The sequence below is a fragment of the Bradyrhizobium sp. WBAH42 genome (assembly GCF_024585265.1).
Taxonomy (GTDB): Bacteria; Pseudomonadota; Alphaproteobacteria; order Rhizobiales; family Xanthobacteraceae; genus Bradyrhizobium.
This window is the reverse complement of record NZ_CP036533.1, coordinates 846,028-861,807: the sequence shown is the minus strand read 5'-3', so window position 1 is coordinate 861,807 and position 15,780 is coordinate 846,028. Positions and strand designations below refer to the sequence as shown.

General features: G+C 64.8%; 19 protein-coding genes. 6 read left to right on the top strand and 13 right to left on the bottom strand.

Annotated elements, in window-relative coordinates; all coding sequences use genetic code 11:
* Window positions 1-30: 30 nt before the first annotated feature.
* Window positions 31-903: a Crp/Fnr family transcriptional regulator gene (locus tag DCG74_RS04075; protein ID WP_210268566.1), complete on the bottom strand. Its 873-nt coding sequence runs from the start codon at window positions 901-903 to the stop codon at window positions 31-33.
* Between the two features lie 318 nt (window positions 904-1,221).
* Window positions 1,222-1,977, bottom strand: coding sequence for an SDR family NAD(P)-dependent oxidoreductase (locus tag DCG74_RS04070; protein WP_172789374.1), 756 nt, complete (start codon window positions 1,975-1,977; stop codon window positions 1,222-1,224).
* A gap of 193 nt (window positions 1,978-2,170) precedes the next feature.
* On the opposite strand from DCG74_RS04070, the gene DCG74_RS04065 reads away from it, so the two are divergent.
* A complete protein-coding gene (locus tag DCG74_RS04065) occupies window positions 2,171-3,064 on the top strand; it encodes an AraC family transcriptional regulator (protein WP_172789375.1) in 894 nt (297 codons plus the stop codon).
* A gap of 11 nt (window positions 3,065-3,075) precedes the next feature.
* On the top strand, window positions 3,076-3,849 hold the full coding sequence (locus DCG74_RS04060; protein ID WP_172789376.1) for an N-acyl homoserine lactonase family protein: 774 nt from the start codon (window positions 3,076-3,078) through the stop codon (window positions 3,847-3,849).
* A gap of 9 nt (window positions 3,850-3,858) precedes the next feature.
* Here the strand turns inward: DCG74_RS04060 and DCG74_RS04055 are convergent, their stop codons facing one another.
* From DCG74_RS04055 to DCG74_RS04040, 4 genes are all read right to left on the bottom strand, one after another.
* Window positions 3,859-4,278 carry a DUF6455 family protein gene (locus DCG74_RS04055; protein ID WP_172789377.1) on the bottom strand — a complete coding sequence of 140 codons (420 nt, stop codon included), beginning with the start codon at window positions 4,276-4,278 and terminating at the stop codon, window positions 3,859-3,861.
* Between the two features lie 142 nt (window positions 4,279-4,420).
* On the bottom strand, window positions 4,421-5,206 hold the full coding sequence (locus tag DCG74_RS04050) for a hypothetical protein (protein ID WP_172789378.1): 786 nt from the start codon (window positions 5,204-5,206) through the stop codon (window positions 4,421-4,423).
* A gap of 80 nt (window positions 5,207-5,286) precedes the next feature.
* Window positions 5,287-5,892: a 3-isopropylmalate dehydratase small subunit gene (leuD, locus tag DCG74_RS04045; protein ID WP_027573022.1), complete on the bottom strand. Its 606-nt coding sequence runs from the start codon at window positions 5,890-5,892 to the stop codon at window positions 5,287-5,289.
* A gap of 253 nt (window positions 5,893-6,145) precedes the next feature.
* Window positions 6,146-6,544, bottom strand: coding sequence for a metallopeptidase family protein (locus DCG74_RS04040; RefSeq protein WP_172789379.1), 399 nt, complete (start codon window positions 6,542-6,544; stop codon window positions 6,146-6,148).
* A gap of 154 nt (window positions 6,545-6,698) precedes the next feature.
* Between DCG74_RS04040 and DCG74_RS04035 the strand changes: the two genes are divergently transcribed.
* The 3 genes from DCG74_RS04035 to DCG74_RS04025 all read left to right on the top strand — a co-directional run bounded on the left by DCG74_RS04035 (window position 6,699) and on the right by DCG74_RS04025 (window position 8,019).
* Window positions 6,699-6,980, top strand: coding sequence for a hypothetical protein (locus tag DCG74_RS04035; protein ID WP_172789380.1), 282 nt, complete (start codon window positions 6,699-6,701; stop codon window positions 6,978-6,980).
* Between the two features lie 50 nt (window positions 6,981-7,030).
* Window positions 7,031-7,291: a hypothetical protein gene (locus tag DCG74_RS04030; protein WP_172789381.1), complete on the top strand. Its 261-nt coding sequence runs from the start codon at window positions 7,031-7,033 to the stop codon at window positions 7,289-7,291.
* A gap of 188 nt (window positions 7,292-7,479) precedes the next feature.
* On the top strand, window positions 7,480-8,019 hold the full coding sequence (locus DCG74_RS04025; protein WP_172789382.1) for a hypothetical protein: 540 nt from the start codon (window positions 7,480-7,482) through the stop codon (window positions 8,017-8,019).
* Between the two features lie 159 nt (window positions 8,020-8,178).
* Here DCG74_RS04025 and DCG74_RS04020 read toward each other — a convergent pair whose 3' ends face one another.
* The 7 genes from DCG74_RS04020 to ffh all read right to left on the bottom strand — a co-directional run bounded on the left by DCG74_RS04020 (window position 8,179) and on the right by ffh (window position 14,262).
* The gene (locus DCG74_RS04020; protein WP_027573016.1) at window positions 8,179-8,388 is read right to left on the bottom strand and encodes a hypothetical protein; all 210 of its coding nucleotides are present in this window, start codon (window positions 8,386-8,388) and stop codon (window positions 8,179-8,181) included.
* Between the two features lie 90 nt (window positions 8,389-8,478).
* Window positions 8,479-9,885 carry a 3-isopropylmalate dehydratase large subunit gene (gene leuC, locus DCG74_RS04015; protein ID WP_172789383.1) on the bottom strand — a complete coding sequence of 469 codons (1,407 nt, stop codon included), beginning with the start codon at window positions 9,883-9,885 and terminating at the stop codon, window positions 8,479-8,481.
* 427 nt (window positions 9,886-10,312) lie between these two features.
* A complete protein-coding gene (gene rplS / locus DCG74_RS04010; protein WP_036008895.1) occupies window positions 10,313-10,693 on the bottom strand; it encodes a 50S ribosomal protein L19 in 381 nt (126 codons plus the stop codon).
* Between the two features lie 111 nt (window positions 10,694-10,804).
* Entirely contained in the window at window positions 10,805-11,560 is a 756-nt protein-coding gene (trmD, locus tag DCG74_RS04005; protein ID WP_172789384.1) for a tRNA (guanosine(37)-N1)-methyltransferase TrmD, read from the bottom strand.
* Window positions 11,561-11,677: 117 nt separating this feature from the next.
* Entirely contained in the window at window positions 11,678-12,235 is a 558-nt protein-coding gene (rimM, locus tag DCG74_RS04000; RefSeq protein ID WP_172789385.1) for a ribosome maturation factor RimM, read from the bottom strand.
* A 9-nt stretch (window positions 12,236-12,244) separates the two neighbouring features.
* Entirely contained in the window at window positions 12,245-12,577 is a 333-nt protein-coding gene (rpsP, locus tag DCG74_RS03995) for a 30S ribosomal protein S16 (RefSeq protein ID WP_172789386.1), read from the bottom strand.
* Between the two features lie 131 nt (window positions 12,578-12,708).
* Window positions 12,709-14,262, bottom strand: coding sequence for a signal recognition particle protein (gene ffh, locus DCG74_RS03990; protein ID WP_172789387.1), 1,554 nt, complete (start codon window positions 14,260-14,262; stop codon window positions 12,709-12,711).
* A gap of 432 nt (window positions 14,263-14,694) precedes the next feature.
* Between ffh and DCG74_RS03985 the strand changes: the two genes are divergently transcribed.
* On the top strand, window positions 14,695-15,759 hold the full coding sequence (locus DCG74_RS03985; RefSeq protein ID WP_172789388.1) for an MBL fold metallo-hydrolase: 1,065 nt from the start codon (window positions 14,695-14,697) through the stop codon (window positions 15,757-15,759).
* Window positions 15,760-15,780: the final 21 nt, after the last annotated feature.

Sequence of the window (15,780 nt, the reverse complement as noted above, 5' to 3'; positions counted from 1 at the left end):
CTTTTCCGCGCGCCAAGCAGGTTTCGCTCTCTATCGTCCCGCCCGTGAAACGGCTTTGAATTCACCACCTGCTCCGTGGGAGGCGGCGATGGCGCTTTGCCGGAAAGGCGTATCGGCAGGCTGCGGCGCCGCCAATTCCTGGCAATACATCCGATCGATGGTGCGCTGCATGAGCGCATAGCAATCGCATGCGACCCTCTCGAGCCGCGCCCGATGGATTTCGACAAACCCGCGCCGGTCGGACGGGATGGCGCCGGCCTCGCGTAGCTTGCTCATCGTCAGAGTCACCGTCGTCCGCCGTACCCCAACCAGTTGCGCCAGCGCCTCCTGCGTCACCGGAAGGAGGTCCTCGGGAACGCGGTCGTGAAGCTGCAGGAGCCACCGGGCCATGCGGCCATCCACCCGATGCAGCGCGTTGCAAGCGGCGACGTGCTGGAGCTGCAATAACACGGCGCGGGCGTGGACCTGCACGACATGCCTGATGGCTGCGCTTTGCGCATGGGCCGCGCGAAATTTAGCGGCGGAGATCACCGATGCAGTACCGGCTATGCGGGCGATCGCGGTGACGGATGAAGGCGACGGGCCGAGCACGGAGAACGAGGCCAAAGCGCCTTCCCGTCCCATCAAGGTGGTCGCGACCGTTTGCCCGTCCGGCATGTCGAGCATGAAGGCGATCGCGCCGCTATGGGGAAAATAGACCGGGTCGAGCTCGTCGCCCGATCGCACCAGGACGGCATCGGGTTCGAACGAGACCTTCTGGAAGTGGGGCGTCAGCAAGGCGAGATCCGCCGGCGGCAGCGCCGCCAATAGCCGATTCCCGATGCCCTTGCGGTGGGCAGTCACGGTGTCCTCTGTTGAACGAGCACCCAATGAACGACGGGAATCATCTGTTTCATTCGCCATGTTTATCCGAAATGCGAATTGCGGAACGGTACGATCCAAACAGAGCTAATAGTCGAGATCAAGCACGGATAATTGCGGTGAGCTTTCCCGCATCCTCGCCGCGCAAACAGTCATACTATTTACGCCCGTTGCCACCCGGCGATGCGCACGAGTTGAAAGCTCTGCCGTACGCTGGCATCAGCCGGTCCGGCAGATGGTCGGGTCTTTCTCGGTGACGATAGCGGTGGCAAGATCGCGGATGCGATCGCGGTGATGCGGAAGGGCTGAGGGCTCGCGCACTCCATCGCCTCGCGACGAAGTGCGCAAGTGCCGCTTCGATCAGATCGTCTGTCCGCCGGACACCTCGATCCGCTGTGCTGTGACCCAGCGGTTATCCGGACCGAGCAGGCTCGCGACCATCGGCCCGATGTCGTCGGGCAGCCCGACGCGGCCAAGCGCGGTCATTTGCGCGAACTGCTTGTTCAAATCCGGCATGTCGCGGACCGCGCCGCCGAGGAAGTCGGTCTCGATTGCGCCCGGCGCAACGACGTTGGCGGTGATGCCGCGTTCGCCGAATTCTCTTGCCATGTAGACGGTCAGAACCTCGATGGCGCCCTTGGCGGCGGCATAGGCCGAGAAGCCGGGGAAAGACACGCGCGTCAGCCCGCTCGAGAAGTTGATGATCCGGCCATTGTCGCCAAGCAGCGGCAGCAAGGCCTGCGTCAGGAAGAACGGCCCTTTGACATGGGTGTCGAAGAGCGCGTCGAACTGCTGCTCCGTCGTCTCGGTCATGGCGGCCATTTCGCCCTGGCCGGCATTGTTGACGAGATGATCGAACCGCTCGGTGTGCCAGTGCTCCGCCAGTGCCGACCCGACTTTTGCAGCGAACGCCGGAAAGGTCGATACGGAGGTGACGTCGAGCTGGAGCGCGACCGCTTTTCGGCCGAGCGCCTCGATCTCGGTGACGACCTCGCGGGCGGCGGCGGCGCCGCTGCGATAGGTCACGATGACGTCGCCGCCGTGATGCGCGATGGCGATTGCGGTATTGCGGCCAAGGCCCCGGCTGGCACCGGTGACGAGAGAAATGGTGGGCATTTGCAGGTTCCTCGTGGAGTTTCGGCAGGGCCCTTCTGCCTGTGATCGAGCGTCGGATGTTGCCGGATCCTCTGCTCGTCTTGCCCAACCCTCCAGAATGTGGCCGGCGACCGACTTGCCTGGAACTCCCGTCTTCTTGCCTGATCGCCCGCCGGCAATTGCCCGCGTGCCTGGCTCGGCCTAGATTGGGCCCGTGACCGAAACGCTGCTCCAGATCGCCAGCCGCTACGCCGCAGCCCACGCCGATGACAAAGGCCTTGCGTCCACGCCTTTCGCCGGCATCTCGATCATTCGTGAGACCGCGCCGAGCGCGCTCCAATTTGCGATCTCCAAGCCTCTGGTCGCCTTGGTGCTGCAAGGCGCCAAGCGTGTTGCGGTCGGCGCCACGTCCTTCGACCTGGGTGCAGGCGATTCGCTGGTGATCGCGAGCGACGTGCCGACGGTCAGCCAGATTACGCACGCCACAGTCGCGGTGCCCTATTTGTCGCTCGTCGTCGAGCTCGATCCCATTGTCATTGAGGGGCTGGTCGTCGAGATCGGGGCGGCGCCTTATGTTCCGTCCCGGCCGCTGCGGGTCGAGCCGACGGAGCGGGATGTGAGCGACGCGGCGCGGCGGTTGTTGCGCCTGATCGATCGGCCCTCGTCCGCCTCAATCCTCCAGAGCCAAATGCTGCGGGAGCTGCATTATTGGCTGTTGGCCGGTCGGCACGGTGGCGCCATCAGGGCGCTCGGTATTGCCGACAGCCATGCGCAGCGGATCGGCCGTGCGGTTGCGATCATCCGCGCCGACTATGCCAAGCCTTTGCGTGTCGACCGGCTCGCCAAGGCTGCGGGGATGAGCCAGTCGGCATTTCACCTGCACTTTCGCAGCGTCACGTCGCTGACCCCGCTTCAGTTTCAGAAGCAGCTTCGTCTGATCGAGGCGCGCCGCACCATGCTGGCCGATGGCGCAAGCATCGCGACCGCCTCGCATCGGGTCGGCTACGAAAGCGTCACGCAGTTCACGCGGGAATATTGCCGGCTTTTCGGCATGCCGCCTGGGCGCGACATGCGCGAGGCGAAGCGGCGCGTCGAATCGGCGGCTTGAAGAGTTCTCAAATGGCGACAATCGACAGGATCTACATCCTCGACGGAGGCATTGCGGAGGTCGAAGACGGTTCGATCTATTCTCCCGGCATCAACGTAGGCGTTCCCATGACGTTGAGCTGCAATGCCTATCTCATCGGTCACCGTGGTGAGTGGCTGATCTGGGATACGGGCATTGAGGATGAGCTGGCGAAGCATCCGGAAGGGCGCATCATCGCGCATGGCATACGGGGCATCGTGCGTCGTCCCATCGCGGACCAATTGGATGAAATCGGGGTGCGGCCCCGCGATATCCGCACGATCCTCCTTTCCCACGCGCATTTCGATCATATCGGGAATGTCGATCTGTTCGAAAATGCAAGATGGATCGCTCAGCGGGCCGAATTCGAGGCCATGTTCGGGCCTGAGCCTGACGAATTCGGCTACTCGCTTCAGCACTACAGGATGTTGAAGGAGCGGCCTTACGAGATCGTCGATGGTGATCACGACATCTTCGGCGACGGCGCAGTGCGCATGATCTTCACGCCCGGCCATACGCTTGGGCATTGCTCGCTGATGCTGAAGCTGCCGCGGCGCGGCGCCGTGCTGCTGAGCGGCGACGTCGCGCATAACCGAGAGAACCTCCGGCGCATGCGTGTACCGTCGTTCAATGCCGACCCGCAGGCGACGGTTGCGTCGATGGCCAAGGTGGTCGAGCTGCTACGCCTCGAGAACGCCGAAATTTGGATCAATCACGATACGGCGCAAAGCGAAGGGATGGCTTACGCGCCGAAGTGGATCGAGTAACGCAACGCCTCACCGCGGCGCGTGTTCGGCGCGCTCGAGCGTCTCCAGCGTCGAGGCGTTGGCGCAATAGCCGTGGTAATTCTCCGCGGCGGTGCCCTCAGCGAGGTCGCGGTCGCACTGTCCCTTTTGATTGCAGAGCGAGCAGACCCGTTCGAGGTCGCGGAGCAGCAGCGGCTGCGCGCGGCCGAGCGCCTCAGTGCTGATGCCGAGCTGCTCGAGCATCTTCGGCAATTCGTCGGCGGCGTGGCGGCCGTGACGGACCAGCTCCTCCAGATCGTCGGGCGCGATCCTGAGATCATTGGCGATCCGGTCGAAATCGGCGCGGTCGAGCTGCCGCATCTCGTTGATCTCGCGGCGGTGCTTCAGCCAGTTCGCGAAGGACTCGATGAGATCCTGGACGATGGGATAGGGCCTGGTTGCGGTGCTCATGGCAAGCTCCATTCGGACGAGCGGAATTGGAGCGAGATAAGCACAATGATGCAGAAGCGCGTTGCGCTGGATCAAACAGGGAAGAGCGGGATTGCCAACCTCTACCGCTTGCGGGAGAGGGAGCGCACTTCCTGCGCAGCAACTACCTAAACCGCTCCGCCGCCCACGCATACAGGCTACCGGGAATCGGCTTCTCGCCGCCGCGGCCCTTCGGCGAGATGTGCAGGCCGATGATGCTGGGGTCGGTGACGAGACCGAGATAGCTCGAGGGATCGAAGAACAGTCTTGGCTCGGCATGCACGGCGTAGAACGACTGCTTCGGCAATGCGTTCTGCAATTCACCGGTACGCCGCGCCAGCGCTGTGAGTGCCGCGGGCCCGTAGATCGCGACGCGAATATCCGAGAGGCGGTTCGAGCCGCCGCGCAGGCGACGCATCATGAAGGTGATGCGATGGCGCAGCGACAGCCAGTTCGGCGTCAGCTCCTCCTGCTCCATCAGCTCCTCGAAGGCGGCGACGATGCCGTGCGCGGGCGGCAGGTAGAGCACGGAATTGCCGAGCTGGCGCGGCCGCTCCCAGGCGAAGTAGGGCTTTGCCGGATCGATCTCGACCGGCTTCAGGAGCAGCACGTCGGCGTCGAGCCAGAGGCCGAGGCCCTTCGCCATCAGCTTCATGCGGAAGAAGTCGCTGAACTGCAGAATGGTCCAGTCGCGCCAGCTGCCATCCGGCTGCGGCGGCCGCAAGCGTTCGGAGAACGCGTGGGGCAGGATCGCCTCGGCCTCGGCATTCGCAACGCCGGCGGGGAGGCCGGGAATGGGATCGAAGCTGTAGACCGTGACCTTGTGGCCGGCAGCCAGCTGCGAGCGCAGACAGGTCTGGCGTAGCGCGTCCATCGGGCCGTGCCAGAAGGTGACGATCTCGGGCAGCATGTGTGCAGCTATACGGGCTAATCAGAACAAAGAAAAAGCCCCGGCGCCTTCGACGCCGGGGCTCGAACGGAAATCTGATATCAGGCCCAGGCGCGCTCGCGCTTGAGCTTGTCCTCATAGGAATCGATCGAAGCCTTCTTCTCCATGGTGAGGCCGATGTCGTCGAGGCCGTTGATCAGGCAGTGCTTGCGGAACGGATCGATCTCGAACTTGACCTTGCCGCCGTCGGGGCCGCGGATCTCCTGGTTCGGCAGGTCGATCGTCAGCGTCGCATTGGCGCCGCGCTCGGCGTCGTCGAACAGCTTGTCGAGGTCTTCCTGAGACACCCGGATCGGCAGAATGCCGTTCTTGAAGCAATTGTTGTAGAAGATGTCGCCGAACGAGGTCGAGATCACGCAGCGGATGCCAAAGTCGAGCAGCGCCCAGGGCGCATGCTCGCGGCTCGAGCCGCAGCCGAAATTGTCGCCGGCGACCAGCACCTTCGCATTGCGATAGGCCGGCTGGTTGAGCACGAAGTCCGGGTTCTCGCTGCCGTCATCCTTGTAGCGCTGCTCGGAGAAGAGCCCCTTGCCAAGGCCGGTGCGCTTGATGGTCTTGAGGTACTGCTTCGGAATGATCATGTCGGTGTCGACATTGATGATCTTCAGCGGCGCCGCGACGCCTTCCAGCGTAGTGAACTTGTCCATGGTTGCGCTTTCCCGCACGTGGTTCAGGGAACCGGCTATTTATCGCGATCGGACCGGGAATCCTAGGCCGAAATCGGCAGATCTCGTCTGCTTGCTCATGAGCCAAGAGAAAGGTGAGCTCCCTCCCCCGCGAGCGGGGGAGGGTTGGGGAGAGGGTTTCTCCTCTAGGAGACTGTCCCATTGTGGAGACACCCTCTCCCCGGCCCTCTCCCGCAAGCGGGAGAGGGAGCGCACTTCGCGCGTGGCAACGGTGCTACCCCGCCTTGGCCTCAATGGCCGCCATATCGCCGTCCGACAGACCAAAATGGTGGCCGATCTCGTGGATCAGGACGTGGCGGACGATGTGGCCGAGGCTTTCGTCGTGCTCGGCCCAATAGTCCAGGATCGGGCGGCGGTAGAGCCAGACCATGTTGGGTAGCCGCGCCACGTCGCCAAAACTCTGCTGGGGCAGGCCGACGCCCTGGAACAGGCCGAGCAGGTCGAACTCGCTCTCGCATTCCATCTCGTCCAGGACCTCCTCGGTCGGGAAGTCCTCGACGCGGACGATCACGCCCTCGCAGAGCTTGCGAAATTCCGCCGGCAGGCGCTCGAACACGTCGTGAGTCATCGCTTCCATCTCGGCGAGCGAAGGCGCTTTCAATTCCGTCCACATGTGCCCCTCATACCGCGGGTTCCGTGGCGATGCATCTGGCTTTATAAGCGGCGAGGTTGACGAGCGCCGCCAAAACGGGGAGCGTGGGGCGGTCAATGGGACGTTTCAGGTGGGCGGAAAAATGCGAGCGAAAACAGCGCTGACTCTACTATGCATGGGGTTGTTTTCGCAGTTTTGCGTCGGTGCCGAGGCGCAGACAGCCAGTTCCGGACTCCGGATGGCCCAATTGGTCTCGCCGGACGATGTCCCCCCGCCGCGCAAGCGGCCTCCAGCGCGTCTGCGCGTCACGCCCTATTACAGCCCGGATGGCGTCTATCCCCGCTACAATCCCGGCCCCGACGCGGTCCGCGTCTGCAACGCCACCTATGTGCAGGAGTACCGGCCGAGCGGTACGGTGATCGTGCCGCGCGTGAGCTGCTACTGGCGCCGGGGCTGACCGTCGATGCCCGCGCCAGCGAGCTTCGCGGTGGCCTCGTGAGGGCCATGATGGCGAGATGGATCGCATTGGCAATTGCCGCCGCGCTTGCCGCCGGACTGCCTTGCGCGTCCGCCGCGCCAAGGGCGACGATCCCGGAGGCGTCGGCAGGGATCGCGGTTTTCGATGTGCGACGACACGCGCGGACATATGACATGGCGCGGCCTGCCGTACGCCGCGATCCGCGCTACTACGCGCGCCCTGTCTACTATCGTCCCTATCCCTACGGCGTGCCGGCGCCGTTCGTCTTCAGCTACGGGCCCTTCTGGTAAGGCGCCGCCTTGGACCGCCGGCTTTGTGATCGTGCGAGGCACGGCGTCGCATCGCCGCGCCGCGTGTCGTTCATTCATGGCGCGTTCACATCGCTGTCCGCAACTTAATCCCTGGAGCGACTGCAATTGAACAGCAATGGCGCGGCCGAGACGTCGCAGCTCTGCCGTCCGGGTTCAGGGAGGATTTCATGCTGATGATATTGGGTCGTCGGGCCAGCCCGATGCGCCTGCTTGGGCTTGCGGCCGCCGCGACGCTGATGCTGTCGGCCGGCAGCGCGCGTCGCGCTGAAGCGCTCACCTTGATCAATCCGGCGACGTCGCCGGTGACGAAGGCCGCAACCGACGATCTCGTCACGCAGGTTCGCCATGGCGGGCACGGCGGACATGGTGGCGGCGGGCATTTTCACGGCGGAGGTTTCCGCGGTGGCGGCGGACATATCGGCGGTTTCCGCGGCGGTGGCTTTCATGGCGGCGGCTTCCGCGCCGCGCCGGCCTTTCACGGCGGCGGCATTCGTTACGGCGGATTCCGTCACTACGGCGGCCATCACCGGCACTGGGGCTATCGCCCCCATTACGGCTATCGCCACTTCCACCGGCGCTACTACTACGGCGGCTATTATCCCTACTACCACTATCCGCGCCGCTGCCGGATCATCTGGACCTATTACGGCCCGCGCCGCGTCTGTCGCTGGCCCCGCTGGCACTATCCGTACCGGTATTATTGGTGATGTGAGCCTCCGCTCGATCCGCACGCGTCATGCCCGGGCATAGCCGTCCGAAGGACGGCGTCGCTTCCGCTCGCCTATGTCCCGGGCATCCACGATCTCTTCATGCGTGCCTAAGAACGTGGATGGCCGGGACACGCCCGGCCATGACGGAGAGACTTGTTAGAGCCAGTCCTTCAGCTTCCACGACGAAGCCTTCCACCGCATCAGGTTCTCGAGCTTCCATTGCTTGAACATCGCCGGTGGCCAGCGGCTGAGCTTGGAGGTCTCCTCGACCTCCGGCTTGGCGACGATGCGCAATGGCGCCGCGCGCCGGCGGTGCTGGCGCGTCGCTTCGCTGATGAGATCGACATATTCCGGCTTGTTGGCCATGACGTGTCCTCGCGAAACCGTCGCGAGGACACTGTCGGCGCCGCCGATTAACGACGCTTTGCCGCGATCGCTACAATTGCAGGGACCGGCTTAGCGCCAGTCCCTGACGTCGACGAAGTGACCTGCGATCGCCGCCGCGGCCGCCATCGCCGGCGACACCAGATGGGTGCGGCCCTTGAAACCCTGGCGGCCCTCGAAATTGCGGTTCGAGGTCGAGGCGCAGCGCTCTTCCGGCTTCAGCTTGTCCGGGTTCATGGCAAGGCACATCGAGCAGCCCGGCTCGCGCCATTCGAAGCCGGCCTTGATGAAGATCTTGTCGAGGCCCTCGGCCTCGGCCTGCTCCTTCACGATGCCGGAGCCCGGCACGACCATGGCGTTGACGTTCGCCGACACGGTCTTGCCTTCCGCGATCTTCGCTGCCGCACGCAAATCCTCGATGCGGCCGTTGGTGCAGGAGCCGATGAAGACGCGGTCGAGCTTGATGTCGGTGATCTTCGTCCCCGCGGTCAGGCCCATGTACTTCAACGCGCGGTGCTTGGAGATGCGCTTCGCCTCGTCCGCGATCTTGTCGGGATCGGGCACGATGCCGGTGACCGAGATGACGTCCTCAGGCGAGGTGCCCCAGGTCACGATCGGCGGCAGCTTTGCCGCATCGAGGCGCAGCTCGTGGTCGAAATGTGCGCCGTCGTCGGAGCGCAGCTTCTCCCAATAGCGCATCGCCGCGTCCCAGTCCGCGCCCTTCGGCGCCTTCGGGCGGCCGCGCAGGAAGTCGAACGCCTTCTGGTCGGGCGCGACCAGGCCGGCGCGCGCGCCGCCTTCGATCGACATGTTGCAGACCGTCATGCGGCCTTCCATCGAGAGCGCGCGAATCGCCTCGCCGGCGTATTCCAGCACGTAGCCGGTGCCGCCGGCGGTGCCGATCTCGCCGATGATGGCCAGGATGATATCCTTGCCCGTCACGCCCTCCGGCAGTTTGCCGTCGACGGTGACGCGCATGTTCTTGGCCTTCTTCTGGATCAGCGTCTGCGTCGCCAGCACGTGCTCGACTTCGCTGGTGCCGATGCCGTGGGCGAGCGCGCCGAACGCGCCATGCGTCGAGGTGTGGCTGTCACCGCAGACGATGGTGGTGCCGGGCAGCGTAAAGCCCTGCTCGGGGCCGATGACGTGGACGATGCCCTGGCGCTTGTCGAACTCGTTGTAATATTCGATGCCGAATTCCTTGGCGTTCTCGGCCAGCGCCTTGATCTGCTCGATGCTTTCGGGATCGGGATTCGGCTTGGTGCGGTCGGTGGTCGGCACGTTGTGATCGACGACGGCGAGCGTCTTCTCGGGCGCGTGGACCTTGCGCCCCGTCGCGCGCAGGCCTTCGAATGCCTGCGGCGAGGTCACCTCGTGCACCAGATGGCGATCGATGTAGAGCAGGCAGGTGCCGTCCTCGGCTTCGTGCACCAGATGGTCGTTCCAGATCTTGTCGTACAGGGTGGTCGGCTTGGACATGAGCTCGAGCTCCGAAGAATGTGTGTCAGCGATGAGCGCGGCAGGCCGCGCGGGCAACAAAATCGTCAGCGCAGCTTTTTAAGCTGCGCTGCTAAGCTCTGACGTTGCCGAGGTCGCGAAGCGTCCGAAGAACCGGCCAGGCAGCCGCGAGCGATCGTCGATGACGATGCGCCGGACGGGTGCGAAGCTGGTCGGATCTGGAAACATTCTAGAAGCTATATAGCACGCAGCGATAAAAGCGCGAGAGCTTAGCTGCGTCGTCATTGCGAGGAGCCCTTGCGACGAAGCGATCCAGACTGTCTCCGCGGAAAGACTCTGGATTGCTTCGCTGCGCTCGCAATGACGAGGTCGGGGAGGGCGTCCGGTCAAAACAAAAAAGCGCGGAGCCGAGCCCCGCGCTTTCGAAAGACTTGCCTGGTGGCGAAGCTTACTCGCCGACGGCAGCAGCGCGGTCCTGCTTCTCGACGATGCGGGCCGACTTGCCGCGAAGGTTGCGGAGATAATAGAGCTTGGCGCGACGCACCTTGCCGCGGCGCACCACCTTGATCGAGTCGATCATCGGGGAGAGCAGCGGGAACACGCGCTCGACGCCCTCGCCATAGGAGATCTTGCGCACGGTGAAGCTCTCGTTGAGGCCACCGCCGGAACGGCCGATGCAAACGCCCTCATAGGCCTGCACGCGGGTGCGGTCGCCTTCGACCACCTTCACGTTGACGATCACGGTGTCGCCGGGGGCGAATTCCGGGATGTCCTTGCCGGCGGACAGCTTGTCGAATTGCTCCTGCTCGAGCTGCTTGATCAGGTTCATGGGTAAATCTCCATCGGCGCGCCCAGCCTTTAAGAAACGGGGGCTGCGTGAAATTCGTCTATCCAGCCATTGCGGATTTGGCCGCTGCTATAAGGCAAGCCGAAGCGTTTGTCACCCGTCTGTCTTGTTTTTTGGCGTTTTTTGGCCGCTCCCCCGATTTGCGGCCTTTTCCCACAAATCCGGGCGCCGGGCGGCCGTCACGGCCTCGGATTCGGCCCGCCGCCACGCCGCTACCTTGGCGTGGTCACCCGAGGTGAGGACGGCCGGGATCGGAACCCCCTCGAACAGCTGCGGGCGGGTGTATTGGGGGTACTCCAGCAGGCCGTCCGAAAAACTCTCCTCGGTTCCCGAGGCCTCTTTACCCATCACCCCCGGCAGCAGCCGGACGCAGGCGTCAATCAGGGCCAAGGCTGCGATTTCGCCCCCGGACAGCACGTAATCGCCGATCGAGACCTCCTCCAGGCCCCGCCCGTCGATCACCCGCTGGTCGATCCCTTCGAACCGCCCGCAGACGATCAGGGGGCCGGGGCCCCGGGCGAGCTCGGTAACGCGGGCCTGGGTCAATGGCCGACCGCGCGGGCTCATCAGCAGGCGTGGCCGCGCTCTTGACGGGTCTTGCCCGATCTCGGCGGCATCGATCGCCGCGGCCAAAACGTCCGCCCGCAGCACCATGCCCGGGCCGCCGCCGGCAGGGGTATCGTCGACGCTGCGGTGGCGGTCGGTCGCGGAGGCCCGGATGTCCCGCGCCTCGATCTGCCAGAGCCCGGACGCGAGCGCCCGGCCGGCGAGGCTCACGCCGAGCGGCCCCGGAAACATCTCCGGAAACAGCGTCAGCACCGTCGCGCGCCAGGGTGAGGGGTTGGTCATTGCATCCCGATCTCGTCGTCCCGGGGCGCGCGAAGCGCGAGCCCGGGACCCATAACCACCGCAACCCGTGTTGCGATGGCTGGAACTGCCAGCTTAGCCAAAAACTACGCGTCGTGGTTATGGGTCCCCGCCTTCGCGGGGACGACTCGCGGAGGGAGTATTGCCAGGCTCCTCGCCCTCGATCTCCTGCGGCAGCGCGATCACGACGCGGCCGCCCTTGAGGTTGACCTCCGGCACCACCGCGTTGGAGAACGGCAGCAGCATGGTCGGGCCCTTGAGGGGCGCGATCTCGATGATGTCGCCGGCGCCGAAATTATGGATCGCGAGCACACGGCCGAGCGCATCGCCATCGGTGGAGACGGCGGCAAGCCCGATCAGATCGGTGTGGTAATATTCGTCCTCGTCCGTCGCGGGCAGCTTTTCGCGCGGAACGTAGAGTTCGATGCCGTTGAGGCGCTCGGCCTCATCGCGGGTCGCGACACCCCTAAATGTCGCGACCAGATGATCTTTGGCCTCGCGCACCTGCGCGATCTCGAACTGGCGCCTGCCGTCCTTGGTCGACAGCGGCCCGTAGCGGCGGACGGCAAAGGGATCCTCGGTGAAGGTCCACAGCTTGACCGCACCGCGCACACCATGCGCGGCGCCGATCCGCGCGACGCAGACCAGCGCCGACATGATCCGGCCTTACGCCTTGGCGGCGGCTTCGGCCTGCGCCTTGCGCTCCTTGCGCGGCACGGCCTTCTGCGGGTTGTTGCGGGCTTCGCGCTTCGCAACGCCGGCGGCATCGAGGAAACGCGCGACGCGATCGGACGGCTGCGCGCCCTTGGCGAGCCAGGCCTTCACCTTGTCCATGTCGAGCTTGAGGCGGGTCTCGTTGTCCTTCGGCAGCAGCGGATTGAAATAGCCGAGACGCTCGATGAAGCGGCCATCGCGCGGGAAGCGCGAGTCGGCAACGACGACGTGATAGACGGGACGCTTCTTGGTGCCTGCGCGGGCGAGGCGGATAACGACGGACATGTTGGTCTCCTGAGTAGTTGTTAATTCAAAGGTTGATTTGGTTCGTCATTGCGAGCGCAGCGAAGCAATCCAGGAAAGCATCCGCGGAGAAAGTCTGGATTGCTTCGCTTCGCTCGCAATGACGGGTGAACTCACTTCTTCTTCCCCAGTCCGGGGAAGCCGCCGAGCCCGGGCAGGTTCGGCTTGTTGCTGAGGCCCGTCAGCCCCGGCACATTCGGCAGGCCCTGGCGAAGCCCGGCCGGCAGATCCTTCGGCAGATTCGGCAGGCCTTGTCCGCCGCCGCTCTGCATCTTCTCCTGCAGCGCCTTCATCTCTTCGGGCGAAGGCATCTTCATGCCGCCGCCGAAGCCCATCGCCTGCGCGATGCCGGCGAGCGGGCCTCGCTTGCCAGAGCCCATGGCCTTCATCATGTCGGCCATGTTCCGGTGCATCTTCAAAAGCTTGTTGACGTGCTCGACGCTCTGGCCGCTGCCGGCCGCGATGCGCTTCTTGCGGCTCGCCTTCAGAAGGTCCGGATGACGGCGCTCATCGCGCGTCATGGAATCGATGATCGCGACCTGGCGCTTCAAAATCTTGTCGTCGATGCCGGCTGCCGCGATCTGGTTCTTCATCTTGGAGATGCCGGGCATCATGCCCATCAGCCCGCTGATGCCGCCCATATTGGCCATCTGCAGCAGCTGCTCGCGCATGTCGTTGAGGTCGAACTGACCCTTGCGCATGCGCTCGGCGGTGCGCGCGGCCTTTTCGGCGTCGATATTGGCGGCGGCGCGCTCGACCAGCGAGACCACGTCGCCCATGCCGAGGATGCGGCCGGCGATACGATCGGGGTGGAAGTCTTCCAGCGCGTCGGTCTTTTCACCGGTGCCGATCAGCTTGATCGGCTTGCCGGTGACCGCGCGCATCGACAATGCGGCGCCGCCGCGACCGTCGCCGTCCACCCTCGTCAGCACGATGCCGGTGAGGCCGACGCGCTGATCGAACGAGCGCGCGAGGTTCACGGCGTCCTGGCCGGTGAGGCTGTCGGCGACCAGCAGCACTTCATGCGGATTGGCCGCGGCTTTGATTGCGGCGGCCTCCGCCATCATCTCTTCGTCGAGCGTGGTGCGGCCGGCGGTGTCGAGCAGCACGATGTCGTAGCCGCCGAGCTTGCCGGCTTCCAGCGCGCGTTTTGCGATTTGCGGCGGCTGCTGCCCGGCGACGATCGGAAGCGTCGGAATGTCGAGGTCGCGGCCGAGCACGGCCAGCTGCTCCATCGCCGCCGGACGGTAGACGTCGAGCGAGGCCATCAGCACCTTGCGCTTGTCGCGCTGGACCAGGCGGCGGGCGAGTTTGGCGGTGGTGGTGGTCTTACCGGAGCCCTGCAGGCCGACCATCATGATCGGCACCGGCGGCACGGAATTGACGTCGATGGTCTGGCCTTCGCTGCCGAGCGTGTTGACCAGCTCGTCATGGACGATCTTGACTACCATCTGGCCGGGGGTGACCGACTTGACGACGGTGGCGCCGATCGCCTGCTCGCGGACCCGCTCGGTGAAGCTGCGGACCACCTCGAGCGCGACGTCGGCCTCCAGCAGCGCGCGGCGCACCTCGCGCATCGCGGCGTCGACGTCCTTTTCGGTCAGCGCACCGCGCCCCGTCAGACGATCGAGAATGCCACCAAGCCGTTCCGACAGATTGTCGAACAATGCCGTTTGTCCTTTTTTACCTCTCCCCGCCTGCGGGGAGAGGTCGCCGCCCTCTTGGGCGGCGGGTGAGGGGTACGGGACCATCGACGCGCACCATGCGCGGAGAGAGCCCCTCACCCCGACCCTCTCCCCGCAAGAGCGGGGAGGGAGCAGAAAACCAAACACCTTTGCGCCCGAGGGCGCACAGCGCTGTCGGGCGTTAACCTCCGGCCTCGGGGGCCGGTCGGCGGGTCGAAAAGAAAGCCTTTCCGAGAAAGTGGCGGGGTTAAACGCCGCTCCAGCCCAAAAGTCAAGGAAAGTTAGGGTGCCGGCTCGCTCTTGGTAAGGCAAGGTTTTGAAAACGTGATCCTTTTGTCGCGGTTCCTTTTCCGCCGGCCCCGCCCATATAGGCGGTGATGTCTTACCCTTCCGACCATTCCTAGAAGCCCGCTCGTGCCGATCACCCGCCGCCGCCTTTTCGGACTATTCGCCGGAGCCGGCGCGCTGGTCGGCGTCCCCTCCCTCTGGATGTCCCGCATGAAAACCTATGACGGTCCCGCCTCCGACCATTTCGACGGTCTGACCTTCTTCGATCCGGACGGGTCGCCGCCGAAATCGCTGCGCGAGGTGCTGCGTTGGCAGTTCAGCGGCAAGCGGCGGCGGGCGACCTGGCCGGATTGGGCGCCGAGCCCCCACGCCGACACCCCGCCGGCGCGTGTCGATGGCGACAAGGTGCGGCTCTCCTTCGTCGGCCACGCCAGCTGGCTGATCCAGGCCGGCGGCGTCAACATCCTGGTCGACCCGGTCTGGTCGGAGCGGGTCTCGCCAATCGCCTGGGCTGGGCCGAAGCGGCACAACGATCCCGGCATCGCCTTCGAGAAGCTGCCGAAGATCGACGTCGTGCTGGTCTCGCACGGCCATTACGACCATCTCGACATCGCAACGCTGTCGCGCCTCACCAAGAATTTCGCTCCGCGCGTCGTCACCCCGCTCGGCAACGACGTTACGATGCGCAGCACCGATCCCACCATCAAGGCGGAAGCGTTCGACTGGCATGATCGTGTCGAGCTCGGCGAAGGCGTCGCGGTGCATCTGGTGCCGACCCGGCACTGGACCGCGCGCGGCCTGTTCGACCGCAACAAGGCGCTGTGGGCGAGCTTTGTCCTGGAGACGCCGGCGGGCAAGATCTACGTCGTCTGCGATTCCGGCTACGGCGATGGCCGCCATTTCCGCCGCGTCGCCGAGAAGCACGGCAAGCTGCGCCTAGCGATCCTCCCCATCGGTGCCTACGAGCCGCGCTGGTTCATGCGCGACCAGCACATGAATCCGGAAGATGCCGTGAAGGCGCTGGCCGATTGCGGCGCGGAAGCCGCGCTCGGGCATCATCACGGCACATTTCAGCTAACGGACGAAGCGATCGATGCGCCGGCGAAAGCGCTGGTGGAAGCGCTCGATGCGGCGAAGATTCCGCAGGAAAGGTTCGTGGCGATGATGCCCGGGCAGGTGGTGGAGATTTAATCTTTCCCGAACACGCCGCTC